General features: G+C 40.5%; 22 protein-coding genes. 5 read left to right on the forward strand and 17 right to left on the reverse strand.

Going from position 1 to position 26347, the window contains the following annotated elements; genetic code table 11:
• Positions 1 to 702: 702 nt before the first annotated feature.
• The 5 genes from AQ505_RS17615 to AQ505_RS17635 form a co-directional block, all read right to left on the reverse strand.
• Positions 703 to 3762 carry an efflux RND transporter permease subunit gene (locus AQ505_RS17615; protein WP_062549383.1) on the reverse strand — a complete coding sequence of 1020 codons (3060 nt, stop codon included), beginning with the start codon at positions 3760 to 3762 and terminating at the stop codon, positions 703 to 705.
• Between the two features lie 3 nt (positions 3763 to 3765).
• Complete coding sequence (locus tag AQ505_RS17620; protein WP_062549384.1) at positions 3766 to 4689, reverse strand: efflux RND transporter periplasmic adaptor subunit; 924 nt, start codon at positions 4687 to 4689, stop codon at positions 3766 to 3768.
• Between the two features lies 1 nt (position 4690).
• The gene (locus tag AQ505_RS17625; protein ID WP_062549385.1) at positions 4691 to 5941 is read right to left on the reverse strand and encodes a TolC family protein; all 1251 of its coding nucleotides are present in this window, start codon (positions 5939 to 5941) and stop codon (positions 4691 to 4693) included.
• Positions 5928 to 6683, reverse strand: a complete 756-nt coding sequence (locus tag AQ505_RS17630; protein WP_062549386.1) for a phosphatase PAP2 family protein — start codon at positions 6681 to 6683, stop codon at positions 5928 to 5930. The genes AQ505_RS17625 and AQ505_RS17630 overlap by 14 nt, the downstream gene beginning before the upstream one ends.
• Before the next feature lie 62 nt (positions 6684 to 6745).
• Positions 6746 to 7423, reverse strand: coding sequence for a phosphatase PAP2 family protein (locus tag AQ505_RS17635; RefSeq protein ID WP_231634923.1), 678 nt, complete (start codon positions 7421 to 7423; stop codon positions 6746 to 6748).
• A gap of 220 nt (positions 7424 to 7643) precedes the next feature.
• Here AQ505_RS17635 and AQ505_RS17640 point away from each other — a divergent pair, with 220 nt between their 5' ends.
• Positions 7644 to 8477 carry a mechanosensitive ion channel family protein gene (locus AQ505_RS17640; protein ID WP_197286216.1) on the forward strand — a complete coding sequence of 278 codons (834 nt, stop codon included), beginning with the start codon at positions 7644 to 7646 and terminating at the stop codon, positions 8475 to 8477.
• Between the two features lie 69 nt (positions 8478 to 8546).
• On the opposite strand, the gene fabF is transcribed toward AQ505_RS17640, so the two are convergent.
• From fabF to AQ505_RS17695, 11 genes are all read right to left on the reverse strand, one after another.
• A complete protein-coding gene (gene fabF / locus AQ505_RS17645) occupies positions 8547 to 9800 on the reverse strand; it encodes a beta-ketoacyl-ACP synthase II (protein ID WP_062549389.1) in 1254 nt (417 codons plus the stop codon).
• A 50-nt stretch (positions 9801 to 9850) separates the two neighbouring features.
• Positions 9851 to 10309, reverse strand: a complete 459-nt coding sequence (locus AQ505_RS17650) for a PaaI family thioesterase (RefSeq protein WP_062549390.1) — start codon at positions 10307 to 10309, stop codon at positions 9851 to 9853.
• 133 nt (positions 10310 to 10442) lie between these two features.
• Positions 10443 to 10877 carry a hypothetical protein gene (locus tag AQ505_RS17655; RefSeq protein ID WP_157262467.1) on the reverse strand — a complete coding sequence of 145 codons (435 nt, stop codon included), beginning with the start codon at positions 10875 to 10877 and terminating at the stop codon, positions 10443 to 10445.
• 90 nt (positions 10878 to 10967) lie between these two features.
• Positions 10968 to 11966, reverse strand: a complete 999-nt coding sequence (locus AQ505_RS17660) for a phosphotransferase enzyme family protein (protein ID WP_062549392.1) — start codon at positions 11964 to 11966, stop codon at positions 10968 to 10970.
• A gap of 706 nt (positions 11967 to 12672) precedes the next feature.
• On the reverse strand, positions 12673 to 13041 hold the full coding sequence (locus AQ505_RS17665) for a LiaF transmembrane domain-containing protein (protein WP_062549393.1): 369 nt from the start codon (positions 13039 to 13041) through the stop codon (positions 12673 to 12675).
• Between the two features lie 112 nt (positions 13042 to 13153).
• Positions 13154 to 13735, reverse strand: coding sequence for a DUF4833 domain-containing protein (locus AQ505_RS17670; RefSeq protein WP_062549394.1), 582 nt, complete (start codon positions 13733 to 13735; stop codon positions 13154 to 13156).
• Positions 13736 to 14036: 301 nt separating this feature from the next.
• A complete protein-coding gene (locus AQ505_RS17675) occupies positions 14037 to 14663 on the reverse strand; it encodes a TetR/AcrR family transcriptional regulator (RefSeq protein WP_231634924.1) in 627 nt (208 codons plus the stop codon).
• Positions 14664 to 14787: 124 nt separating this feature from the next.
• Complete coding sequence (locus tag AQ505_RS17680) at positions 14788 to 17331, reverse strand: DUF5686 family protein (protein ID WP_442952126.1); 2544 nt, start codon at positions 17329 to 17331, stop codon at positions 14788 to 14790.
• Positions 17332 to 17592: 261 nt separating this feature from the next.
• Positions 17593 to 18846, reverse strand: coding sequence for a murein hydrolase activator EnvC family protein (locus AQ505_RS17685; RefSeq protein ID WP_062549395.1), 1254 nt, complete (start codon positions 18844 to 18846; stop codon positions 17593 to 17595).
• A gap of 151 nt (positions 18847 to 18997) precedes the next feature.
• Complete coding sequence (locus AQ505_RS17690; RefSeq protein WP_062549396.1) at positions 18998 to 19399, reverse strand: hypothetical protein; 402 nt, start codon at positions 19397 to 19399, stop codon at positions 18998 to 19000.
• Positions 19400 to 19430: 31 nt separating this feature from the next.
• On the reverse strand, positions 19431 to 20003 hold the full coding sequence (locus tag AQ505_RS17695) for a GNAT family N-acetyltransferase (protein ID WP_062549397.1): 573 nt from the start codon (positions 20001 to 20003) through the stop codon (positions 19431 to 19433).
• Positions 20004 to 20191: 188 nt separating this feature from the next.
• Between AQ505_RS17695 and metN the strand changes: the two genes are divergently transcribed.
• The 4 genes from metN to AQ505_RS17715 all read left to right on the forward strand — a co-directional run bounded on the left by metN (position 20192) and on the right by AQ505_RS17715 (position 23794).
• Positions 20192 to 21223 (forward strand): methionine ABC transporter ATP-binding protein MetN, encoded by a 1032-nt coding sequence (gene metN / locus AQ505_RS17700; protein WP_062549398.1) that lies wholly within the window; start codon positions 20192 to 20194, stop codon positions 21221 to 21223.
• Positions 21216 to 21869 carry a methionine ABC transporter permease MetI gene (gene metI / locus AQ505_RS17705; RefSeq protein ID WP_062549399.1) on the forward strand — a complete coding sequence of 218 codons (654 nt, stop codon included), beginning with the start codon at positions 21216 to 21218 and terminating at the stop codon, positions 21867 to 21869. Before metN ends, metI begins: the two co-directional genes overlap by 8 nt.
• A gap of 34 nt (positions 21870 to 21903) precedes the next feature.
• On the forward strand, positions 21904 to 22725 hold the full coding sequence (metQ, locus tag AQ505_RS17710; RefSeq protein WP_062549400.1) for a methionine ABC transporter substrate-binding lipoprotein MetQ: 822 nt from the start codon (positions 21904 to 21906) through the stop codon (positions 22723 to 22725).
• Positions 22726 to 22906: 181 nt separating this feature from the next.
• Positions 22907 to 23794 (forward strand): alkaline phosphatase, encoded by an 888-nt coding sequence (locus AQ505_RS17715; RefSeq protein WP_062549401.1) that lies wholly within the window; start codon positions 22907 to 22909, stop codon positions 23792 to 23794.
• 71 nt (positions 23795 to 23865) lie between these two features.
• Here AQ505_RS17715 and AQ505_RS17720 read toward each other — a convergent pair whose 3' ends face one another.
• A complete protein-coding gene (locus AQ505_RS17720; RefSeq protein ID WP_197286217.1) occupies positions 23866 to 26319 on the reverse strand; it encodes an outer membrane beta-barrel protein in 2454 nt (817 codons plus the stop codon).
• Positions 26320 to 26347: the final 28 nt, after the last annotated feature.

Raw genomic sequence — 26347 nt, forward strand, 5'->3', positions numbered from 1 at the left:
AATTTTCTTAAAGGTTAACTCTATTTATCACTACCAAATTAAACAGAATTTCTATAATATTCCCATGCAGAATAAAAAAAAACAGGATTTTTAATAAAAACCGAGCCAAATAAATACATAAATCATAAAACAATATTTAAGATCCAAAAAGGACAATATTTAAATAAAATAGATATAAAATGTGTAAAAAATTCCACATTAACCGAGACAAAGAAGTAATCTTTTCCCCTAATTGGGGAATATACTACACAACAGTATAAATTAAAATGACGTGCCACTTAAATTAAAGCCTCTACTAATAGCATAAAAACATTAAAAAAAATGTGATTTACCAAAATATTAGATCAACAATGAAAAAATACAGAAAACAAATAATCATTATTTGATAAATAACATACATAAAAAACTAAAAAATAAACCAATAGTTTAAAACTGGAGAAAATAATGTTCCAATGCCAAACATAAATTAGTTGGCCAGCGGGGAGTTCCGCCATAGAAATTGAAAACTACCACAGCACACAAAAACAGCAACACACTGAATACCAACAATAAACAGTAATATTTTACGTAAAAAAGCAAAATTGTGATAAAGATCATTTTTTTGCCTTGGGTAGATCTATATATTTGGACTATAATTTATTCTACTCGATGGATGTCGGTAAAAGGGGCCCGTTCCGGGAAGTTCGGCCCCTTAAATTTATCTCAATTCCGATAAAATCGACTAATCAGACTTGGCAGCACAATCAGCAATAAAGGCAATGCTACCAAAAAACCACCAATAATTGCAATAGCTAACGGCTGATGTAATTGCGCCCCAGCTCCTATACCTAGTGCCAGCGGACTTAAAGCAAGAATAGCTCCTAGAGCCGTCATCACCTTAGGCCTCAATCTAGTTGAAATTGCATACACTATTGCCTCATTCCGCCCTTTGCTCTTCAACGAATCTTTAAACTGTAAAAAAGTAAATATGGCGTTCTCGGCGATAATCCCAACCACCATAATCAATCCTGTATAACTGCCTACATTTAATGGTGTATGCGTTAAAAACAAGGCCAGGCAACTCCCAGAAACCCCGAGGACAGCAATTAATAGAATAAGAAAGGCGATTTTAAAGTCTTTAAAAACGAATAGAATGACACTAAAAACCAATAAACTGGAAAGCATCAGGATCATAAAAAGCTCTTTAAAAGACTGCCGCTGCTCCGCATAGGCACCTCCATATTCAATAAAATAACCATTTGGAAGCTGAATCTTAGCCCCAATCTGCTGTTGAATATCGGCCATTACGCTGCCCAGATCGCGTTGATCCAGACGTGCAGAAACCAAACCAATAGACTGTAGGTTTTCCCGTTCCAGCTCTGCCTCACCGCTTTTAGTCTGTACTTTGGCCAGCATTCTAATGGGTAACACCTTTCCGTTAGCCAGAAATATATTCATTTGACTGATTTGCTCAACACCTGGATTCTTCCCATTAAAGGACACCATTCTTATCGGGTATACTTGCTGCAATCCATACATACTGCCTACCACATTTCCTTCCAGGGCTGCCTGCACCTGCAGCTGAAATTCAGCAGGTGAAATCCCATATTGTGCCAGAGCAGCATAATCAGGACGTATATCGACAGAAGGTCCAGCAATAACGATCCCATCAAAAACATCAGCCGTCCCTTTTACATTTGACACTACATCCGCTACTTTTTTTGAAAGCTGCTGAAGAACTTTTTGATTTGTTCCAAATATTTTAAGTTCTACCGGCTGTGTTGCGCTCATCAGATCACCTAGCATATCACCAATAACCTGTCCGAAATCTACAGTCAAAGCCGGCTGGGACTGTTCAATTTTACGTCTGATTTCTTCGATAACTTCATCGGTACTCCTATTTCTATCTTTCTTTAACTGAATCAGGTAATCTCCGGTATTAGGCTCTGTAATAAAAAAGCCCATCTGCGTACCTGTCCGCCGGGAATAAGTAGCTACCTCCGGAATCTTGACAATCATCCGCTCCACTTCAGTCAGGATTCGATCCGTCGCTTCCAAAGAAGTACCTGGAGGTGTTTTATAATCCAGCACCACACTGCCTTCATCCATTTCCGGTAAGAACCCCGTTTCTAAACGAGGAAACAGGAACAGCATCAGCAATAGGAGCAAGCCAATAAATCCATAACTCCAATAAGATCTTTGAATAAAATAGCTGATCCAGGCACTGTTCTTTGACTCCCTTACTGGAACAGCGGGATTTAAGGCTGACACCTGCAGCAATTCCGCCGCTGCATTTTCTGAAATCGGGATTTCTTTTTTACTGAGTAATAGGTAAATCACTGGCAAACCAATCCAGGTTACAAAAAAAGAACACACCAGTGTGATGACCATGGTGTTGGTCATTACCTGAAAATAAGCGCCTGCAACACCTGTCATCAGTACAAAAGGAATAAAAATCACGATGGTGCTAATGGAGGAGCCCAGCATTGCCGGAAAGAGATAGGCGATTGCCTTTTTCAACAGCACATCAGTTGGCGCTCCCGGATGCTCTTCATGTGTTCGGTGAATCTGCTCAACTACCACAATTGCATCATCGATAATCAATCCGATAGCCGCAGCAATTGCACCTAGTGTCATGATATTGAAAGAGTAACCAATAGCGTACAAAGAGATGAGTGTTAAACCGAGGGTAACAGGAATGGTGAGCAAAATACTGAGACTGGGTTTCAGGGAGCGTAGAAAAACGATGGCCACTACAATGGCCAATACCAAACCGATCCACAAACTGTCAGTCACACTTTTTACTGTAGTATTCACAAAATCAGCCTGCAGATAATAAGGTTTTATTGTCACTCCCTGAGGTAAAATTTTTCTCAAATCAGCAACCTTCAGTTCCATTTGCGCGGAAAGATCCACCAGGTTCGCATTTGGCTGTTTGATGACTGCAATCAAAATTCCTGGCTTCCCATTGGCATTCACCCTGGTATATTCAATCGCTTCGGCTGCGCTAATTTCCGCAAGCTCTTTCAATCTAACTGCTCTATTGCCCTTTTTACTGACGATTACATTTTCAAGATCTGCCTTTGTCTTTAGCGTAGCATCTGTAACTGATAAATATAAATAGTTAAAATCCACTACATAACCATTAGATTTCACAAAGTTGGTTTGCGTCATTGCATTGGCAATTTGATCGGGACTAATCGCCAGCGCTGTCATTTTTGAAGGTTCTAGCTTTACGCGGTATTCCTTAGTTTTCCCACCGATGACCCGGATTTCCGAAACCCCTTCCACCTGCAATAGAAATGGCTTAATGGTATAATCTGCCAATTGTTTCAGTTCAATTGGGGATTTAATCCTGCTTTCCAATGTATAACCACTAACCGGAAGAATCGATGGATTCATCTTCTCTACTGTCAGGTTCAACTCTGGAGGAAGGCTGTTTTTAATTTTAGCAATCTGCGATTCAATTCTTTGCTGACTTAAATCGATGTCGGCATTCCAGTTCATGTAGGCTGATATTTCGCAGGTCCCCCTACTCGTTACACTTCTGATGAGCTTTAAATCCGGCACCTGTTTCACTACATTTTCCAAAGGCCGCGTCACTGTCAGCATCATCTGATTGACTGGCTGCAACTGACCTTCTGCAATGATCTTGATCTTTGGAAAAGTAATTTCCGGAAATAAAGCCGTTTTGATCCTGGTATAGGAAAAAGCGCCCCCCAGAAGAACCAGCAGCAAAACCACCATTAATGGTTTCTTATGAGAGATGAAAAAGTTATTCATAGCTTATTTCTTGATTTTAACTTTCGCTGTATCTGCAAGCCCATAATTACCGCCCAATACAAACCGATCATTGGCTGCAAAGCTGGGCGACAGGATTTCTACCTGTTTTCCATCATCGATCCCCTTTTTCACAACCACCTTAACGGCTGTCGAGTCGTTACTCAATTTCATTACCCAAAATTCATCTTCCGTTTCATTACTCAGCAGCGCAGTTTTTGGAAGCGTCAAGGCATTGGGATGATACAAATTGACAATTCTTGCGCTGGCTACGAGATTTTCTGGAATGGTATGATCAGGAGCAACATGAATGATAAAACGCTGCGTCTGCGCTACAGAATCTACACTGGCCAAAGGAAGGCCAATCGTTCCGGCCAACTGCTCTCCGTCTGGCAAAGTCAGCGCTACCACAGCATTATTGACTAAACTTTGTCTCATCGCATAAGGAGCATCCAATAAAAACACCAGGCTATTTTTATTACTCAAAACCGCAAGAACCTCTCCTTCTGGCACATAATCTCCCTTTTGATGGTTCAGCATAGTGATGAAACCAGGTGCTGCAGCCCGGATATTTGAGGTGCCTGAAAACTTAAATGCTGGATCAAGCCGATTAATGGAATTCCCAATGGCCTGCGCTTCTTTAGTGACCAGGCTGAATAACACCTGGCCACTACGAACAGCATCCCCCATTTTGACCTTCATTTCCTTTAGGTATCCATTTATACTGGCCTTGATATAGCTTTTTTCCAGATAGCTGGAACTGGCATTTAAATCCACATGCGAAGTCATATCCTGATATGCAGGAAGTGTAATTTCTACTATAGTTTGCTGTTCCTGAGCAACCAGACTATTATCTTTTGCCGGAGTTCCACAGGCAGCCAGCAATAGACTGAGGCAAGCAGCAACTATATTTTTTATTACATTCTTCATATTATCTGTTCCAATAATTGAATTGATTGATCAGCTTAAAGCCATTGATATAGGTTTGACGCAGCAGATTTTTAGCGGTTAGGTAATTGTTAATCGCGAGGATATAATCGGCAATCCTAAGGTCACCGGTATGCAGCAGCCGACTATCTACCTCGATCAAACTTTTAGCAAACCTGATCTGCTCGTTAAGCTGTGGATACAAATCCTGATTTTCCTTGATCTGCTGCAGCAATAGATGAACTTGCTGTTGATGCTGTCTGATAAAAAACTCCTGATAAGCGAGTCTGGTTTCCTGCTGAATATTCAGCTGCTGCAGCTGCATCGTTTTTTGATGCCCATCATAAATTGGGATAGAAAGTGTAAAACCAGCACTTGTTCCGAAATTCTTGTAGGGCTGTAGTAAAAATGAAGAATTATACCCCCCATTTACATAAATACTGGCTTTGGGTCTGTAGTTCAGCGCTACCCCAATCTTATCATTTTCATTTTTTAGACTGTCTAACTTGTAGCGTGTAGTAAAAAATGAGCCGCGCACAGGAATAGCAGGACTAATATCAGGGGCCTCTATTGGATTTACAGCGGTATCAATTATCCCACAAAGGTAATTTAACATCACATAGTCACTATTAAACTGCATTTCTGCTTGTTTACAGGCTAATCGCTGCTGTTGAAAGGTGACCAGGAAAGTAAGATATTCAGATTGCTTATACGTATTTGCGCGGGTAAGTTTTTTCAGAACCACCTCTTCTTTTTTCAGTAGTTCATAAACTTCCGCATTAAACACCATTTGCTCCTGACTTGCGTAAGCATTTAAATATTGATCCGTAATGTTCTTTTTTAGGTCAAGTAACGACCAACTGGCCGCATATTTAATGGAATCGCGATGAATCTTTAATTGCTCTTGTTGCTGATTGATTCGACCTTTCCCTATCAGCATATAATTTACAGTCAGCAATGCCTCCAGGCTCTGCCCGTTACTAAGTGCTTGATCATAACCGTAACCTTTAACCACTGGCGCATATAAACCTGTTGAGCTTGCGGTAACCTGGGGGCGATAACCGGCCCGCCACCTTAAACTATCTATCCGATTGCTGAGCTGTTGGTTTTTATAATCATTCAAAACCGGACTGGCAGTCAGCCCCTGATGGATAAAGTAATCCAGGTCTTTCCCGGAAATAGATTGTCCTTTTCCAGAAATTGAAAATAACAGCAGCACAATCAGTGCATATAGACTAGTTTTAGAACGTTCCATGAAAAGAAAGACCAACTGTTTTATCTTGATATACCGGCACCATACTATAGCTCAGCGTCTGTTTTCCGATCAGGAGTTTCTTTACATGCGGATATAAGTAATAGGCAATTTTGGTAGATAGGATTCCGATTCCCGCACCTGCAACCACATCACTCAGCCAATGTTTATTGTTGTACATCCTCAATGTACCTGTAGCCGTCGCCACCGCATATCCGGCATAGCCGTACCAGGGAGAAACATCTTTATATTCTTGATTTAAAAATTCGGCTGCGGCAAAAGCAGTAGCAGTGTGTCCTGAAGGAAAGGAATTATAACCGCTGCCATCTGGCCTTAACCGGTGGGAAGTTTTCTTTAAGATGGATACACTTCCTCCCATAATGGCGGTAGACAATACATAAATCCCTGTCGCATCTACCAGACTATGCTTTCCTTTTATTCCAGCAAAATTTAGTGCATAAACCGCAAGTGCCGGCGCAAACTGCGTGTAATTATCCAGATGCGCCGCAAATAATGGATGGTCTTCCTGAAGTTCGCTTTTTGTAGTTAAATCCAGATCTCTGATCGGATTGTTCCCAAAAGACAGCGCTCCATAAGTGAGAAATACTGCAGGAATAATCAATGCCTTTACTTTTAAAGGATGATCGCTGGCACGCTGCAGGGCTAAGGAATCAGTAGATTGAACCTGGGCATACAGAAAACCGGGCAAACAAAATGCAATTAACAGACAGTGTAGCTTTTTCATTATTCAAATGTTTAACTAAAGCTAACACTCAAATATGTAGAAATTCTGTAGTGGGCTAATCCCTAAAAAGTCCCCGACATCGAAAAGCCAAGCGTTTTTTGCTGATAGGCTGGCATCACATTGAAATTGCTTTGTTTTCGGCCCATAATCAGCCTTTTCAGCTTTGGGTAGACTAAATAACCCAGCTTAGCAGACAAGATACCTACACCAGCACCTGCCACCACATCACTTACCCAATGCTTATTATTATAAAGTCTGAATATTCCTGTAGTAGTGGCCACCGCATAACCTGCGTAACCAATCCATGGAGATACATCCTGATATTCCTGTTTTAAGAATTCTGCCGCTAAAAAAGCGGTTGCCGCATGTCCGGAAGGAAAAGAGTCGTAACTGCTTTCATCAGGGCGTAACCGATGAGATCCTTTTTTTCCCAATGCCACGACTCCTGTCATGATGCCCATAGACACGACATAATTACCTGTTGCATCAAGGTAGCTATTCTTGCCTTTTATGCCAGACAGATTAAGGCCATATACCGCTAATGCGGGTACATAACGCATAAAATCATCGGCACTTTTAGAAAAAAACGGATGATCCTCCTGAAGTTCCGCCTGCGTACTGCGGTCAAGATCTCTAATGAAATTATCTCCTTTTGCCATCAGGCCGTAGCCTATAAATACTGCAGGAATGATAAAAGGGGCAACTTTAACCTTATTCTTATTTGTTAATGAATCTGCCAACTGGCCTTTGGTTATTAAGGAAAAACACAACATTAGCAACACGCTACACTTCAATCTCAACATCTTTATATATATCTTATCTCTAAATTACCAGTTAATTCTGTAGTAATTCTGTGGCTGAAAAACCTTTTCTCAGGCCAAATTTGCAGTTTTACAAAAATCAAGCCCATTGATGGCATCATAAATGTGGCTACCACGCAATTACATTAAAATATATTATATGTCCAAAATTGAAATCACACTGGATCATCTCTTAGACGGCCTAATAGCTCGTATACCGTCTTTTATAGCAGCGCTCATCACTTTATTTGTTGGCCTCTATCTCATAAAATTTCTACTCCGTTTTTTAACCAATCGTTTTACAAAAGGAAGAATTGACATCTCGCTGTCTAGTTTTTTACTGAGTATTATCAAAGTTGTACTTTATGTACTGTTGTTATTAACAGTTGCTTCTACACTAGGTATTCAAACCACCTCTTTCGTGGCTGTACTAGGTGCTGCAGGCCTGGCGGTAGGGTTAGCTTTACAAGGCAGTCTGTCGAATTTTGCTGGTGGTGTCCTGATCTTATTATTTAAACCATTTAGAGTGGGACATGCGATATCTACAAATAATGGCGTCAGTGGTACGGTACTTAAAATTGACATCCTATATACTACCCTAAAGGCTGGGAACGGTACCACTTTATATGCTCCTAATGGTCCTCTTGCCAATGCAGTCATCAACAATCTAAGCGACAATGACACCAGGATGCTGGAATACGTGATTGGTGTTTCTTACGATTCAGACATCAATGTGGCCAGAAATGAAATTATAAAAGTGCTGGCTGCAGACCCACAGATCCTCAAAGAACCTGAACCTAAGGTATTGGTTACTGCTTTAGCGGATAGCTCGATCAACCTGACTATCCGTGCCTGGGCAGAAAACAAGGAATTCTGGCCAGTATACCACAGAAATTTTCAATTGATCAAAGAAGAACTGGATAAAAACAGCATTGGAATCCCATATCCGCAGCGCGAAGTCCATGTGATTACAGGAACGGAAACGGCAAAGTAAGTTATTTGCATAAAAAAAGAGCGTATCTTTTGGATACGCTCTTTTTTTATAGTTCATATAGCAGGGCTATTATTTACCTTCGTATTTTTTGAAGATTGAGGTCGCTGTATGGCCACCAAAACCAAAGGTATTGTTCATTACGTAGTTGATCTTTTTAGCAACTGACTTTCCTAGAACGATGTTTAATCCTTCAGGCATCCCTTCATCCAAATTCTCTGTATTTATAGTAGCCGGAACCATATCATGCTGTGCAGAAAGGATACTGATCACACTTTCAATTGCACCTGCAGCACCCAACAAATGGCCTGTCATAGATTTTGTTCCGCTGATCAATACCGGAGCGTCATTGAATACTTTTTTAATTCCGATCAATTCACTTAAATCACCAAGACCTGTTGAAGTCGCGTGTGCATTTATATAATCAATTTTTTCAGGCTCAATTCCAGCATCCTTCAATGCTTTTTTCATACCTTGAACCGCACCTAATCCCTGAGGATGTGTTCCCGTTAAGTGGTAAGCATCAGCAGCCATACCACCACCAACCATCTCACCATAAATAGTAGCACCTCTGGCAATTGCGTAATCGTAATCTTCCAGGATCAGGGCAGCAGCACCTTCAGCAATCACAAAGCCATCTCTGTCTTTATCGAATGGGCGTGAAGCTTTTTCAGGATCATCATTTCTTTTTGACAAAGCCTGAGCACCATTAAATCCTCCCACAGAAGAATCCGTGATAGCAGCCTCAGAACCACCTGCGATCATGATATTTGCTTTTCCTAATCTGATCGTATCAAAGGCACTGATAATTGCAGTGTTTGAAGAAGCACAAGCGGAAACTGTACAATAGTTTGGTCCATGCAGACTGTTACGTATAGAGATCACTCCAGCCGCGATATCCACAATCATTTTAGGAATAAAATAAGGGCTGAATCTTGGAGTCCCATCACCTAAGTGATATTCTTTCAATTGCTGTTCAAAAGTACCGATTCCTCCGTTTCCAGTTGCCCAGATCACACCTACCTCACAGCGGTCTTCTTCAGACATGGCAGAGAAATCAAGTCCTGCAGCTTTAATCGCCTGATCACTTGCTGCAATAGCATATTGAGTATAGACATCATACTTTTTGATTTCTTTTTTCTCAACGTAATCTTCTGCATTAAAGTCTTTGACCTCACAGGCAAAATGAGTTTTAAATTTGGTAGAATCAAACTTTGTGATTGGTCCTACTCCACTCTTACCTGCCAGGATATTCTTCCACAATTCATCTACAGAATTTCCTAATGGACTAATAACACCCATACCGGTTACGACTACTCTTTTCATCCTATTTTTTTATTTTATTTAATATTGTTAAGGCTAATGCCCTTGTATTTTTATTTATCTGTTGTACTGTCTTCGGGTTTTCTTCTCTCCGTCCGCAGTAGATTGCTATATCCTTTTGCAATGAGCCGTGTTCTGCTTTCGTTCCATACCTCACAGGTGACATTGGCAATTTGCCGGCCTTTCTTTACCATTATAGTTTCTGCAATGATCAGGTCTTCTTCTTTCGCAGCGGCGAAATAATCCACCACAAGATTGATCGTCACATAATAATAGGGCTCGTCGTAGGCAAACAGTGTCGCTCCGATGGCATCATCAATAATGGCAGCAGTAATACCGCCATGCAGGATTCCCATGGGATTGGTCATTTCTTCCCTCACCTTATGCTGTAATACCAGCTTTCCCTTTTCTACGGCTAGAATCGTTGGCCTTAACCAGTTCAATACCGGCGACAAAGAGGTCTTCATCTCTTGTCCGATGTGCTGTTTGAAAAACTCTGAGGGTTTAAGCATCTATTCCTAATTTAAGGTGAATCAGTTAAGATTTTTAGATCCACACCGCCGTGGAAGCTAAAAATTCCACGGCGCAAATATACCCACCCTTAGTTGAAAAACAAACTAAAAGGCCGAATGAATGCGGAAAAGACTAGTTAACGATCGCGGCAGCCTGTGTTTGAACAGCCATTTTCTCTGTTTCTATGGCAGTCAACCCTTTATTAATCTCATTGTACATATTTAAGGCATCGGGATGTAATGCGAGGATTCCATTTACCTGCTGTGTGTTTCCAACCGCCAATTGCTCGTTTAACAAGACCACATCTGCAGCATTCAATTGATTATTTTCGAATTTAGCCGTCCAATGGTTGATGAAACCAGCCATTTGTTTGCTCTCCATTTCTCGGGTAATTGGATTTAGGCTCTTTTTCAATAATTCGGCTTCATAGCTGGCCGGGCTGCACATTGGATTAAATGCCTTCAGAAAAGGCATATTGTATTGATTTAACTTTTTAAAAGCACCAAAAAGATAAGGCAGCGCTACAATAGCAAGGAGGATTAAAGCACCAATTGTTAGGTAATTCATATTTAAGCTAGGGTTTGATCTTTTCATTCCTACCGAATCTACCGGCAGGAGGAGGTAAAAGTAATAGAAAAATAAGGAATTTGGAAAATACTAAAGATACCATTCCATCCATTTGCGAAGCCAGCCTACGCGTTCTTTGATGAATCTGGGTGTAAAAAAGAAATTAGACCAGTCTTCAAAATGATCATGATGGAATTTGAAATAGAAGATCCACCAGGCAAAACCGAAGTATGGAATAGCGCGCAGCTCCTCTTCGGATATTGGCCGTACCGTTCTATAGCCCTCCACAAAGATTTGAAATTCCGCATCTGCAGCTTCCTGGCTTCTCTTTTTAAACAGCACGTGCAGGAAATAATGCGCATATAAAGAGGCCAGGTCATTGACCAGGTATCCTTTCCCTGCGAAATCAAAATCAAAAAAGGTCAGTGTCCCATCGGCTTGAAAATGGAAATTTTTAGGCAGGTAGTCATAGTGACAGTAGCCATAGCCAAATGTATTGAAATCAAGTGCTTTCATTTTATCAATCACCAGCCGCACCGCTTCTTCTAAAAAGGCATATTCTTCTTCCAAGCCCTTAAACGCCGGCTTAATGGATTCCAAAGGTTCAATAAGCATCGTATCTATGTTATATTCCTTTCTTTTATGCGCTAGTTCCAATCCTTCGCTGAGCGTATGAACAACCGCCATCTCTTTCCCAAGGGTAGTCAGATGAGCCTCGTTCATATCAACCACCTCTCCCTCTGCAAAAGCAAATAAAACACCATATCTTTTCCCCTCTGCTGCATTAAAAGACTGGATAAACTCTCCATGCACATCTTCAATAGGGAAAGCTACTTTTGCCCCTCCGTATTTTAAAGTATTTAGCAGTTCTACTTCCCCTTTAATTTCCGTTAGACTGCGATGCGCGGTCCTATAGATCTTAAAGATGTACTTGAAACATAGATTTTCCAGTATATAGGTATCACTTACATTGTGAATCAAGAGTCGGCAAGTCAGGTCATGAAATCCGTATTGCTGCATCAGAAATACATTTAAGGCCGATGCAGAGAGCATAGAATATTGAGTTGGGAAAATATCAGCAGGGATCATTCCACTAAAATGCAGATTATTTCCTGCCTAGCACTGATTATTCAGGTGATGATCTGCTAAAAAAATGACTGCAACACTTAAACACCTCTTAATTCAGGTTGGAAATAGAAGAGATTACCGCCTGAGGACACTGTACAGCACAGCAATTGCTTAAAAAACAACTCATCACCTTCAAAAGCCCAGGGATACTAAATGGCTTCTGCAAGAAAGCATTGCAATTGGATGCTCCTAAAGATAAAAAGTTCTTAGGAAGGCTGGAATAGATGACTACAGGAATCCGGCAAGTACGTTGGCAACTCTTTAACTGCGCACAAAGTTCTCCTCCGTTTGAGCAGGGCAGCAAGTATTCCGTTAGGACTAAATTAGGCCTAAAGTCCTCTGCGAGCGGAACAATATCCGCTACCTGATGATAGATTCTATGCTGGAAGCCTAATTTCTGAAAGCTCCAGACAGTCAGTTGCAAAGCATTTTATCGTTATCCACAACGATGATCCTTGCTGGTCGGATTTGTAAAATTGGATAATTTTCCGGTCTATTGTGTTGTTGCAAATTTACCATGAGTATCAATTTTCTATAAATTTACGAGAATATATCCCGGCTCACACCCGTCTTTATACGGTTACGCACTACACTAAACACCTGTTTTACAGGTCAGTTAAACCCAGAGTATTTAAATCAATCAAAACAACTGGAAGAATAGAAGTTTTTAGAATTGAATTGGCTTCTTCGCGCTAAAACCTCCGCAGCCATATTTTGCTGCTGGTTTGATCAGCATATAGATACCCAGCCCTATGAATACCAATGCCGCTTTAAACCCGTAAAGATCAACAAAGGGCAGATCGCTTAACGTATATACACCTCCTATGATCACCAGGATTAGCCAGCCTGATACTTTAAAGTCTTTCTGATAGCCGATCCACAGACCTATGCCCAGCATAATTGTATGCCATGACAGCACCCAGCGTGGAATCCCCAGACCTAAATTATCCAGGATCATGATTAAACCTACTGCGACAATAACTGCCCCTGCAGCAACATTAAAGTTGAATTTGTGTTTTTTTACCTGCGTTTCCATATTCTTTTTTCTTCAAAACTATGGAGGAACGCAATGCAGGTCAAGCGATTTATGTTGTACTCCCGTAGCTTATCGGTAAAATGCGGAAAAACACCGGTAGATCGCTTGTCGATTAAACCTTGATTCGTTCTATAACTGGTGTATCAGTAGCTGTATTGATTCCGCTCAGCTCTACATATTTTACATTTGGAAGCCAAAAAGAGCCGCCTTCGATTCTTACAAAAATCTTATTCAATTCAATTTTCTTATTGTTTACAGTTACATAAACATGGAACTTCTGATCTTCTTTTGAGACCATCAGATACATTGGAATCTTTTTATGGGACACAAAACGAATCTCATACTGATCTTTTCCGATCTCTTTAGTTTGGATGCCATAGGCGAACTTACGCTGGATATAGCTCAGATCTTTTTTCTCTCCGTTATCATCATAACGCAGCCAATATACCAATAATGGTTCCGCCCTGTTGACCTCACCTTTGGCATCTACATTCAGTTCATAAATGATGGTATTGGTATTCGGATCTCTTTGCAAATAGAACAGCTGATTCTTGATTCCTTTCGGCGTTGGAAATTTTAATGGAGAAGGATTATTGCGGTCAGCAGTCTGCGCATTTACCGTAAAAACGGTCAGCATAAAAATAAACAGCGCTAAGCAGACACGGCTTATTTTAGTAAAAATGATAGTAGTCATTGTGTTTTTATTTTACTCCGGTAAGCAGCCCTGTTATTAAGTCTGAGGGGAATAAGGTAGCTGCAAAGCTATAGATTTCTAAAAACAACTTATCCAGTGGATTGTCAAAATAATGGGGTGAACTGAATTTTTACAGCTCAATTTTTCTGCCAGGGGCTTACATTTCAGTGGAGTAGCAGAAAAAATGCATCGCCGCAGTAAACCTAAATAAACACCTTAATTTAAAATCATAATCAACTGAATAAAAGCACTATATTATTCAGTTAATAATTTGTTTTAATCAAATGATTAATTCTAATTTTCACACTGAAAGCGTTTTTAGCATGGCTTCTACCCAAATTGGAACCCAATGTTTTCGCTCTTCCATGAGCTGATCAAATTCAGCCTTTCCTTGCTCCCCCTCTGCTTTTAAAACCGGACTGCTGATAAAAGGAAAAACAAGCAATCCCAGCAGGTTCATGATAAAGTGCATCGGATCTACCTTCTTCTGAGTAGTGGCTTCCAGCTGCTTGTAAAAGTTAGATTCGATCAGCATTTCCTTCACATTTAGATTGGCTTCCATCCTGAAAGGGTTTGCCCTGATTTCAGTCAGGATGAACAAGGGCAGGTCGGGGTGACTTTTCAAAAGGTCAATATAGTGTCCTGCAATTCCTGCAATCTTATCCTTAAGTACCGTATTTACATCGTTCAGAATCTCCTCCAATCCCAGTAAAAAAAGCTGGAGACTTTCTTCCATTACGACATCAAACAACTTCTCTTTACTTCTGAAATAGTAGTTGAGTAAGGCCAGATTTATACCTGCCTCCGCAGCAATATCCCTGGTCCTTGTGGCTGCAAATCCTTTCTCTATAAACAGCTTGGTCGCCGCTTGCTTAATCTTTTCTTCAGTAGTCAGCGCCAAGGCCATCAATGTTTCTTTCTCTGCCATTTATCAATTGAGTGGGTTCATTCTTATCTTCACAAAGATAGCTAATCCTCTAAAGCGGATTTCAAAAAAAAAGCGATGCAGAGACTCGGCCCTGCATCGCTTTTAAGCATAATTTCTTCAGCTGCTAGAAGTCAAATTTGACTCTCGCACGAATACCCCAACTGGAAACGTTCGGGTTATCCAGGTAGTTGAATCTTTTCACCGCATCCACACGAAGTACTTTAAATATGTTCCCAACGCCCACACTTCCTTCCATATAAGGCGCTCTATTTAGGGAATTGGTGATCGGCTGCCCATTTTCATTGCGTACAAATTGCATTGCTTCCGGGTTCTTATCGGGGTTATTCTCGTCACGTAAACCGCCATACAACACTTTAAAAGACATCACTTCTCTTAATTTCAGTTTTTTAAGCAATGGGATTTTATTGAAAAAGAACCCATTAAAATTATGGTCCAGATTTACACTGGCATAATGATCACTGACAAACTCCAGGAAGTTCATCAGGTTATAAGAGTTCAGCTGATACGCATAAGTCTGATTGGCTCTATGGATCGCCAGCAGTGGAAAAGGCACCTTTCCAAGGATATAAGCGCCTTCCAGCGTCACATCTGTATACCCCAGCTGACTCAGGTAAACCCGTTTATCGATACTTCCCATAAAATTGTGGTAATTGTACTCTCCACCAAATACGCCTTTAATCCCTGCGGTATAGCGGAAGTTGAAAACAGGATTAGGTCCTACAAACGGTGTTCTGTAAATTTTGCTCTGGTAAAATTTCTCATTTGGCGCATACCTTAATCCTAAACTGATCTCTGCAGTGTTGATATGATCTATACGGTCATTTAAAGCGTTCTCAGCGGAGTTACTAAAGTAAAGTGAACCTGCCGGACTCTGCTTCCATTTGCGCAGCCCTAAGGTGTATGAAAAGTGATTTTCAAACTCATGCACATAATCTAACCTGTAAAAATCATTGTACAGCATCATATTGTTCTCTCCTCTTTTAAAGGAAAGCAGGAAGTTATCTTCCTGAACAAATTGCAATTCCTGTCCTGGAATTTTAGTATCTCGCTGAAAACTTGCCCTGATATAGTTCTGAGGAAAAGAATAGATAGATTTATTATTTAAAGAATAGGTTCCACTCAAAAAGTATTTCCATTTCTCATCTTTAAAGCCATAAGCGGCATACGTTTCAAAATAATAGCGTTTGCTCAATGCCGGGGTTGTCCTACCACCAAGACGAAGGCGAAAACCCTCCACCCCATTAAAGCTGTAAAAAGTATTCACTGGGCCCATTTCAAACGGACCAAAATCTTTGTATCCGGCGAAGAACAGCGTCACAATATCCATTGTTCTTTTGAAGGAAGGGATGGTCTGTAAGGAATCTATATGACCATAAATCTTCATATTTCCCGGATGAAGGGGTTCCGGACGGTTATTTAGCCAAAACTCTTCTGATTTTTTAAAGGCATCTGGCATGACTACCAATGCCCCAGAGGCCTTATAAACGGTATCTGGCTGCGGCACATTGAATTTGAAATCTTTAAAAGTCACAGTTCTTTCTCCGGTAAAACCTCCCCCACTCTTTTTGCTAAGGCCGAAATCAACAATCAGGTTACTTTTACTCAAATGATAACGCTGATCCGGATTCTTCTCGAAATCCAGTTTAGCTTCCAATGCACGTACAAAATTCAGGTTGATGTTTTTATTGACCGTCAGGTAGGCATTCTGGATCGCATAATTACCATCCAGCGTCACATATAATCTCCCTTCGAACAGTAGATCGGTATTGTTACGCGGCGTAAAAGCAAGCTCTACCAGCTGAGGATTATGGTTTTTAATGGTATCCGTGATGAAAAATTTATAAAAGGTTGGGGCACTATCTGCAATCGGGCTCAGCAGTTGATTACTTACTACAGAAATGTTGTTATCATAAATATTGATGTCCTGATACATCCGGTCGAAATAGGCGGTTAAGCCCTGATTGTCTATAAAACGCTCATCAAAATTCACTCTTTTATCTGCGATAACTACTGTTTTGTTCTTTTCAGGGCTCTTCCTGAAATAGTTGTCGCTCAATTTCTCTTCCTGAAATACAGGAAGTAAGTTTTTACCACCAATTTGGGTAGAATCCTGTTCCTGGAATAAAAACTGATAATTACGGAAAACCCTTCTGTTCTTGAACTTATCAGAAAGGTTACTCAAAGAAAACTTCATCAGTTCATATTTCTGGTATTCTACGAAATTGTAGTTTTCCATTTTGTTCTTTGACTTGTTGGCGATCACTTTTCGAATCAGTTCTACTGCCGGGTTCTCTTTATTTCGATATTTCGGCTTTTTCCCTGCAGTAATCACCACCTCATTCATCAGCATTGCATCCGGCATCAGCTGAACATTGAGCACCTGCGTACCTCCGGGCTTAATGGATTTTGTCTGCGATTTATAGCCTACATAGCTAAATCTTAGCGCATTGGCTCCATCTTTTAACGTGATACTGAATTTACCATCAGCATCCGTTCTTCCGCCAAGGGTTGTCCCTGGAATGAGGTAAGAAACATAGGGAAGTGTTTCTTTTGTACTCCCATCAGTTACCGTCCCTGTGACCAGAGTTTGCTGCGCCTTTGCGGAATTAGAAAGGAAGAGTGTTAAAAATAAAATCAATAGACTGATTGGCTTCAAAAGAACCAAAAGCAAGCTTCTTTCTGTTAAAAATGGAGCTTTTAGCGTTAAGGCAGCGGGTTTTACGCTTGCTGAATATGGGTATGATGTGTGCACGTTTCCGGTTAGCTTGTGTAATCCTTAATAAACTAGGTTATGAGAGTGGACACAAATATATAGCTAACAACTGACTATCTGTACTGTTTTAGTCAGCATGAAGGTCATTAGAAGATGTTATGACATCTAAATGAAAATTCCGGAAAACTTAAAGGTTTATTTTGCGATCCAGGCTTCAGGGTTGAGTTTATTCTGACCCCTCATAATTTCAAAATGAAGCACAGGTCCATCTTCTTTAGAAGCCACAATACCAAGGGTTTGTTTGGTTTCCACTTTATCGCCTTTAGCCACACTTACCGATTTCAGATTCTGATAAATGGTGAAGTAATCGCCATGGATCAGGGCGACAATAAATGTCCCGTATAACTCTCTAACGAATAACACCTTGCCTTCAAAAACCGCCTTTACAGCAGCTCCGTTCTCCGTTAGGATATTAATCCCGTCATTGTTATAGGAAGCCTGACCTTCAGTATGGGCACCAAAGCGCTCTACAATAGAATATTGACTCACTGGCCATGGTAAACGTCCTCTATTGTTTTCAAAACCTGCAGAAAGTTTTGCCGCTTCAGGGGAAGCAGTCAGGTAACTGGAATTGGTTTTTTCTTTTACTGCAGCTACGGGACGACCTTCTGCAATTGCCTTTTGATTGGCCAGACGCTCTTCTTCTTCCGCTTTTTTTCTGGCAAGTTCGATCTCTTTCTGAATGGCATTTCTAATGGCACGGTCAATATCAGCCTGTTTTCTTTTTCTGGCTGCCAGATCCTGCTTGAACTGCTTCTCTTGTCGGCTGATTTGATTTAACATTACCGCCTGCTCAGACTTATTCTTGCTCAGTTTGACTTGTTCGTGCTCCTGCTCCGTCAGCAAAGTACTTTTCTCTTTCAAATTCTTATCGAGCACACCGATCTTATACTCTATGTTTTTTTGCGTTCCTTGTAGATAATCAGCTTGTTTCTTGCGATACTGACCAAATTGCTGCAAATATTTAATCCTTTTATAGGCCTGGTTGAAATCATCGGCCGCAAATATGAACATCATCTTTTCATAAGCATTCTGGTTCCGCTGTGCAAAGCGGATCATGCTCGCATATTCTTTCTTTAACTGCCCCAGTTGTCCTTTTAAGCTCCGTACTTCATTGCTGTTTTCATGAATCTGATTGTCCAGATTTTTCACTTCCGAGTTGATTACTGCAATTTTATTCTGCATCAAACGGATCTTTGCATTTACCGTTCTGATTTGCCCAAGCGTCAATCGCTTATTACTGGAGGTTTCATTTAAGTTTTTCTGCAGCAATTCAATTTCCCTTTGGATGGCTTCTTTATTCCTTTTCAATTCTGCACTGGTTTGTGCAAAAACAAGGGTACTGATAGAGGTAAATAGTAGAATTAAGAATAATTTCTGAAGCTTCATTGTGTATATAAGTAACTGAATACCGCAGCCCTGCCAGTGTGTTAAATTAGCAATGCGATTCTAAAACTATTGAAATCAGGGCTTAAATGCAAATTCTAAGACAAAACAATCAAAAATATCCTACTTTCGGCAATTACATGGACGAGAATAATCAACCATCATATTCCGACAAAACAGTCTTGATTGAATTGAACCATAGCTGGTTACTGGTCAAACCAAGACCATTGTAATCGATAAAAAGATAGAGCAAACCAATTCCACTGCTTACCTGTAAACGCAAGGGCTGTGCAGTTAATCCGAAATTTTTAATCAATGCTCTGGGGAATACTTCATCAAACCCGATAAAAAGCTGTTCCAGCTCAGTGAGCTGAAAATTCAGGCTGGTATCACCTTCCATATAAATCGCCTTTTCTGTTAAGGTAATTTCTCCGGTATGACGATGAAAGGGGCCTATTCCTGAAAAATGAACACCAATCTGATCAACAGCCCCTCTATTTAGCACCTCTGCTTCCGTACTCCATCTTACATTTCCAGAAAGCAATATATTTTCCATACTACGCTTTTCATAAAATTAACATTGCAGGTTATTTGTCTGCAGACTTCAATATGCTGTAAATCTGGCTGTCTAAAAACTCACCATTAAAATAGAAATCTTCCTTAAAATGAGCCTCTTTAACAAATCCCTGCTTAAGCAATACTTTAGCAGAGGCAATGTGATCAGGATCAATCATTGCGTAGATAGAATGTAAGCCCAGTTCTTCGAAACCAAACTTTTTTATCATCGCCAATGCCTCTGTAGTGATGCCTTTACCCCAAAATCCTGGAGCCAGCAAATACCCTACCTCTGCACGAAAATTGGCAAAATCAAATTTTGGAAAACCAATAAAGCCAATTAATACATCTGGTGCTTCTTTTAAAGTGATGGCCCAGCCCAGGTTTTCTTCTTTCAAAAAACCTTCATGAACCTCATCCATCAAAGTATAGATATCATTTATAGAGGTTGGTCTGGCTAATGGAACATATTTCATCACCTCTTCATCACTCCTCAATTTAAAAACAGCGAGCGCATCTTCTTTAGTCTGCTCCCTCAATAATAGCCGCTCTGTTTCCAGAACCGGCGGTCTTTCAAAATTAAAGTTCAATCCTTTATGCTTCATATTACCTGTAATTATCCTTCGCTTTACCCGCAATTGCGCTTCATTTTTACCCGCATTTTTCGTCTCCCAATATAGCAGTTTTCCAGGATTTCATTTCCCCATGTTTTTATTCTATACTAGTTTAATAGATTTTATCGCAATCTAATGTCTTGAAACCTTATCTTTGTCAAAAAAAAAGCTTCCGGGCAATGATTGAATTAAGAAATATAACAAAAACATTTTTCCAGAAAACCAGAGCGATCACTGCCCTATCCGAGGTTTCCTTAATTGTACCTGAAGGTAAAATCTTCGGGGTGATCGGAAGCTCAGGAGCTGGAAAAAGCACCCTGATCCGTTGTGTAAACCTGCTTGAAAAACCAAGCTCAGGAGCAGTAATCGTGGATCGACAAAACCTGATGGATCTTTCGCCGAAAGAACTGGCAAAAGCCAGAAGACATATAGGAATGATTTTCCAGCATTTCAACCTGCTATCCTCACGCACTGTTTTCGAGAATGTTGCTTTTTCCCTGGAATTAGACCATACCCCAAAAGCGGAGATAGAGAAAAGGGTGACTGAATTGCTTGCCTTGGTTGGTTTGGATGAAAAACACCATGACTATCCGGTAAACTTATCCGGCGGACAAAAACAGCGGGTAGCCATTGCCAGAACACTGGCCAGCAATCCTAAAGTACTACTTTGTGATGAGGCCACGAGTGCCTTAGATCCTGCAACAACCAAATCTATTCTCGCTTTATTGAAAGACATCAATAAACGGCTGAACATCACCATACTGCTCATTACGCATGAAATGGAGGTTGTTAAAGACATTTGCGATGAAGTGGCGGTCATTTCTGAAGGAAAATTAATTGAACAGGGTGCGGTGAGTGAAATATTCTCTCATCCAAAAACGGAACTGGCGAAGGCGTTCATTGCCTCTGCTTTGAGCCTGGACATCCCAGCAGACTATAAAGAGAGACTGGTTGCCTCCCCTGCAACCAACAAACGTCCATTATTGAAGCTTGAATTTACCGGACAATCAGTAGATGATCCGGTATTGTCTGAAGTTGCGCGTCTTTTCCAGATCGACAGCAATGTAATCAGTGCAAGAATGGACTATGCCGGAGGGATTAAATTTGGTGTCATGCTGATTGAAGTCTTCGGTACACAAGAAAACAGCCTTCAGGCCATAGAATTTTATAAAAGTAAAAACATTAAAGTAGAGGTAATAGGTTATGTCTGATTCAATGATTTTGCTCCTTGCTAAAGGAGCCTGGGAAACCATCGTCATGACTTTTGTTTCCGGATTTTTCGGTTTCTTAATTGGCTTACCTACGGGTGTGCTGTTATTTATGACCAGAAAAGGACAGGTTTTAGAACATAAAACCTTCAACCATACCATTTCTATTGTAGTGAACATCTTTCGTTCCATTCCCTTCATCATTTTGATCGTTTGGATGATTCCTTTCACCAGAGCATTGGTAGGTACTTCTATTGGGGTAGAAGCTGCAATTGTCCCTTTGAGCATTGGCGCTGCCCCTTTTATCGCCAGATTGATAGAAAATAGCCTGATCGAGGTTCCTGGCGGATTGGTAGAAGCTGCAAGAGCAATGGGCGCCACTCCTTTCCAGATTGTTTATAAGGTATTGCTACCAGAAGCCCTTCCTTCCATCCTCAACAGCGCATCTGTTACCCTGATTACCCTGGTGGGTTATTCTGCAATGGGTGGTGCCGTTGGTGCCGGCGGACTTGGCCAGATCGGCTATCAATATGGATATGTAGGTTACGATGTGGTAGTGATGAACACCGTATTACTCCTATTAATTGCATTGGTGTTTATCATTCAGTTTCTGGGTGATTTTATCGCTAAAAGAGTTGACCATAGGTAGTCTTTAAGGATTACCTATCAAATATGAAAAACAAATGAATACAAAAATCAAATTTATCGCGGCATTAGCCCTTCTAACGAGTTCAGTAGCCCTATTCAGCTGCAGCCGTACGGCAAAAAACGACGACCCTAACTATATCCAGGTAGGTGTAGAATCTGGTCCGGAGTATAGTTTAGCAGAAGCAGCAAAGAAAGTTGCAAAAGAAAAATACGGTCTGCAAGTTGACTTGGTGCAATTTAACGACTATGTAATGCCAAATGAGGCCCTTCAGCAAGGAGATATTGATGTCAATGTTTTCCAAAACAAACCTTATCTGGATGTACAATCAAAACAACGCGGGTATAAATTTGCGATCGTAGGAAATACATTTGTTTTCCCATTGGCAGGTTATTCCAAAAAGATCAAATCTTTATCAGAGCTTAAAGATGGCAGCACGGTGATCATTCCTAATGATGCTACTAATGGCGGAAGAGCTTTGTTGTTGATGGAGAAATTTGACCTGATCAAACTAAAAGACGGTGTTGGGCTTCTACCTACCGTAAATGACATCGTAGGTAATCCTAAAAAACTTAAAATTGTAGAGTTAGAGGCTCCGCAGCTGCCAAGGGCTTTGGATGACCAGAATGTAACAATTGCCATCATCAACAATACCTTTGCTGCACCAATTGGCTTAAGTCCTGAAAAAGATGGTTTATTTGTGGAAGCAAAGGATTCTCCTTACGTCAATAACATCGTAGCCAGAGAAGACAATAAGAACGCAGAGAAAGTATTAAAATTTGTCAAAGCATACCAAAGTTTAGAAGTAGAGAAAGCTGCACAGGAAGCCTTTAAAGGCGGTGCGATTAAAGGCTGGTAATATTCAATCAAAAATCTTTCTTATCCCTCCATAAAGCTGAAACTTTATGGAGGGATTTTTTTTGCAGTCATTAAAGCGCTTCCGCTGCTCGCTCTAAAAAATCAAAATGTTTAATGAAACTAAACATTTTAACATATACATTTAACTTTTCAATACGATTAACCAATTATAAACCACACAAATGAAAAAATCAATTATTGCCTTTTGTTTGCTTTGCGCGGGTTTGGGCGTCAATGCACAAGTAAAAAATGTGAAACATGTAGTCTTAATTGGCTGCGATGGCCTGGGTGCTTATGCCATTCCGGATGCACAAATGCCCCATCTTAAAAAGTTAATGGAAACCGGAGCTTCCAGTCTGCAGGCGAGATCTGTCCTTCCTTCTTCGAGTGCTGTAAACTGGGCCTCCATGCTTATGGGTGCCGGTCCAACAGAACACGGCTATACGGAATGGGGAAGTAAAACACCTGAAATCCCTTCGGTAACGACCACTAAGTATGGTATTTTCCCTTCTATTTTTAGTGTCATCAGAGCGCAGAAGCCGAATGCAAAAACCGCAGTTATTTATAGCTGGCCAGGAATTGGTCCATTGGTAGAAACAGATGCCATCAGTATTGTCGTTCCCGGAAATGATAAAGATGATTTTTGTGCAGACACGACTGCATCGATTATAAAAAGAGAAAAACCATACTTCACTTTCGTTCATTTTGATGAACCAGACCATACTGGTCATGAAATTGGCCACCGTACTCCGGCTTATTATGAGCAATTGAAAAAAGTAGATGAAAGGATCGGAAAAATCGTGCAGGCGGTAAAAGATGCTGGAATTGAAAAAGAAACGATCATTATTGTTTCTGCTGATCATGGAGGTACTGGTAAAGGTCATGGTGGTAAAACACTGGACGAAGTACAAATTCCATGGGTGATTAATGGTGTTGGAGTGAAGAAAAATCACCAGATCAAGGATATTATTATCACTTATGATACCGCAGCAACATTGGCCTGGATTATGGGATTAAAAGCTCCGCAAAGCTGGAGAGGTAAAGCAGTGAGCGATAGTTTCAGCAAATAAAAACATGTAATTCATGAATAAAACCAGCATTTAATGAATAAAACGGAGCAGGGTTTACCCTGCTCCGTTTTTCAATTCTCTACCGTATTTGTACGCTTCCTCACCTCTTCCGTATCTCTGTTGCTGATTCTATTCTTTATCGCTCCTCCAAAATTATAGCTGAATGAGAGTCTGCCGATCCGGGTCTCAATTTTATTTTCCCATACCTGATGGATTGCCCCAGAGTTTTGGCTGTACCTGGATTTGTAGCTCTCAAAAATATCGGTCACATTAAAGGCCAGCGTCCCTTTATTTTTGAAGAGCTTCTGACTCAGCCCTGCGGTGAAAATAAAAGAAGGATCGTTGATCAGGTTACGCTCCTGAAATTTCCCATTATAAATCAATAAAAACAACAAAGAGAATTTTTTCGTCAGTGAAAAGACCTGATAGGAATTGGCCCTAAATCCTGGAATCCCGGCACTATTCAATTCATACCCATTAAACTCCGCCTTATAAGTCCGCTGGTTATAACTGAGCACGATTGAATTGTACCAGCAGATATTGATTTGTTTATTGTAAGCCACATGGGCAGAAAAATACTGCGTATACCTGTTGTTCTCTGGTCTGGTACTGACCATGTCATTATCCTCATAAATCCTGGAAAAGGAGGTAAAATCATTTTTAGTATAAGTGTAGGCAATGGTCCCATAAAGCGCGTTCTTATGGCTATAGGTTAATGAGGCATGGTAAGCAACTGCGGGTTTCAGCTCCGGATTTCCCTGCAAGTAATGATTAGCGTCAAGGATCCTGATCAAAGGATTAAGATTCTCATAAGTAGGCCTGTTGATGTTCTTATTTAAAGTCAAATTCAAGGTATGATGAGCATTGAGCCTGTAATCCAAATTAAGCGAGGGGAACAGCTGAAAATATTGACGGTTGGTATTCATATTCAGTTCAGACTGTAATCCATTCCCCACCGTATTTTCCCCACGCAGTCCTATTTGATAAGAAAACTGCTTCCCATCCTGACTAAAAGTGGTATATACCGCGTTGATCATTTCTGTGTATTTGAAATGATCATTTTGCGTTGGATCCAAAATATTCATTCCTGCGCTTTCTCTGAAAAGCTGGTTCTCATTATCAGACCTGACAAAACTTGTTTTCAAGCCCAGTTCTATTTTGCGTTTTGATCCAAAGGGATGCGTATAATCTACTTTTGCGGCATACATCTTGTATTTTCGATCCTGATCCAGAAAAGATTTGAAGGTGTTCAGGGACATTGAATGGCTGCTATAGCTCAGGTTGGTATTGTTGTTTCCCGTCCGACTGTCATAATCATACCAATCAAAATCTGCGGTCAGTTCTTTTCCCAAAGTATCAATTTGTCGTAAAAAATGCAGACTGTAAGAAGAATTCATCGTTTTTGTGCGCTGTTGGGTTAAAAACAACTCTTGTTCATCAGCAGATTGATCTACCAATAAAGGAGAGGATATCGCATCTTTATGAAAACGCTGGATATTTTGAATCGTCGTAAAAGAAAGTGTTGATTTCCTGGAGAGGTAAAAATCCAGTCCAAGTGTTGGGATGTAGATCCGATTATTCCTTATACTTTTAATTCCTGAGCCGGTTTGATCCCCTTTCTGACCATTGATATCCAGGAAATCAGTGATCACATTCGTATCAAAGTAGTATTTATTGTAGTTGTAATTGGTATTTAACAGTACATTAAAATCCTCTCCTTTGTAATTCAGGTTTAATCCGCCTACTTGCTTCCCATACGCTCCTTGTCCGATGTTGGCAAAAACGTTTCCATTTAATCCAGCCTTATAGTTTCTTTTTCTAATGATATTGATAATCCCGGAGCCGGCTGCGGCCTCATACTTAGCTGAAGGGTTGGCTATCAATTCAATCTTTTGAATACTGGCCGGTGACATCCCTTTGAGTAAGCCGGCAAGCGCGTCTGAGCTCAAAGGAGTCGCTTTCCCATCGATATAGATCTGAATGACCCTCCCGTTCAAACTAATCTGATCATTAATCGGGTTAACCTGTACACCGGGTAGTTTGTTCATGACTTCCAGGATGGAAGGACTGGATTGCAGTTGATCGTCAATGTTGACAATAATTTTATCTGCTCTTCTTTCTATTAATGGAGGCCGACCTGTAATGGTAACTTCTGAAAGGCTTTTTGAAGATGGAATGAGCAGTATCATTCCTATATCAATTAAAGTGTTCTTTTGATCGATAGTCAATCCTCTTTTTTTTAAATCTTCGTATCCCATGGCTTTAATTTCCAGCAGGTACTTTCCCTCTTTTAACCCGGCAATAAAGAAAGTACCATTTTCTGCTCCTACCTGACGCTTATAAATCAGGCTATCGGTTTCCAGTCTAAGAAATATAGAGGCAAAAGGGATAGTGACTTTATTTTCATCCAGCAGGGTTCCTTTAATGCTTCCTGAAAGTACATTTTGGGCGGAGGTCGTATCACTACAAGCCATAAAAAACAAGATAGTGAGGTAGTGAATGATTTTTCTTAATGAGTTGAGCATAAGCGTATATGGTAAGTCTATAAGGTTT

It is taken from the genome of Pedobacter sp. PACM 27299 (assembly GCF_001412655.1).
Lineage (GTDB): Bacteria > Bacteroidota > Bacteroidia > Sphingobacteriales > Sphingobacteriaceae > Pedobacter.

Coding starts and splice junctions, on each gene's coding strand:
- metQ (WP_062549400.1), top strand. CDS start 21,904: ATGAATACAAAAATCAAATTTATCGCGGCATTAGCCCTTCTAACGAGT.
- AQ505_RS17675 (WP_231634924.1), bottom strand. CDS start 14,663: ATGGCAGAGAAAGAAACATTGATGGCCTTGGCGCTGACTACTGAAGAA.
- AQ505_RS17660 (WP_062549392.1), bottom strand. CDS start 11,966: ATGATCCCTGCTGATATTTTCCCAACTCAATATTCTATGCTCTCTGCA.
- AQ505_RS17625 (WP_062549385.1), bottom strand. CDS start 5,941: ATGGAACGTTCTAAAACTAGTCTATATGCACTGATTGTGCTGCTGTTA.
- AQ505_RS17685 (WP_062549395.1), bottom strand. CDS start 18,846: ATGAAGCTTCAGAAATTATTCTTAATTCTACTATTTACCTCTATCAGT.
- AQ505_RS17630 (WP_062549386.1), bottom strand. CDS start 6,683: ATGAAAAAGCTACACTGTCTGTTAATTGCATTTTGTTTGCCCGGTTTT.
- AQ505_RS17655 (WP_157262467.1), bottom strand. CDS start 10,877: ATGAATTACCTAACAATTGGTGCTTTAATCCTCCTTGCTATTGTAGCG.
- metI (WP_062549399.1), top strand. CDS start 21,216: ATGTCTGATTCAATGATTTTGCTCCTTGCTAAAGGAGCCTGGGAAACC.
- metN (WP_062549398.1), top strand. CDS start 20,192: ATGATTGAATTAAGAAATATAACAAAAACATTTTTCCAGAAAACCAGA.
- AQ505_RS17690 (WP_062549396.1), bottom strand. CDS start 19,399: ATGGAAAATATATTGCTTTCTGGAAATGTAAGATGGAGTACGGAAGCA.
- AQ505_RS17715 (WP_062549401.1), top strand. CDS start 22,907: ATGAAAAAATCAATTATTGCCTTTTGTTTGCTTTGCGCGGGTTTGGGC.
- AQ505_RS17640 (WP_197286216.1), top strand. CDS start 7,644: ATGTCCAAAATTGAAATCACACTGGATCATCTCTTAGACGGCCTAATA.
- fabF (WP_062549389.1), bottom strand. CDS start 9,800: ATGAAAAGAGTAGTCGTAACCGGTATGGGTGTTATTAGTCCATTAGGA.
- AQ505_RS17650 (WP_062549390.1), bottom strand. CDS start 10,309: ATGCTTAAACCCTCAGAGTTTTTCAAACAGCACATCGGACAAGAGATG.
- AQ505_RS17620 (WP_062549384.1), bottom strand. CDS start 4,689: ATGAAGAATGTAATAAAAAATATAGTTGCTGCTTGCCTCAGTCTATTG.
- AQ505_RS17665 (WP_062549393.1), bottom strand. CDS start 13,041: ATGGAAACGCAGGTAAAAAAACACAAATTCAACTTTAATGTTGCTGCA.
- AQ505_RS17670 (WP_062549394.1), bottom strand. CDS start 13,735: ATGACTACTATCATTTTTACTAAAATAAGCCGTGTCTGCTTAGCGCTG.
- AQ505_RS17695 (WP_062549397.1), bottom strand. CDS start 20,003: ATGAAGCATAAAGGATTGAACTTTAATTTTGAAAGACCGCCGGTTCTG.
- AQ505_RS17720 (WP_197286217.1), bottom strand. CDS start 26,319: ATGCTCAACTCATTAAGAAAAATCATTCACTACCTCACTATCTTGTTT.
- AQ505_RS17615 (WP_062549383.1), bottom strand. CDS start 3,762: ATGAATAACTTTTTCATCTCTCATAAGAAACCATTAATGGTGGTTTTG.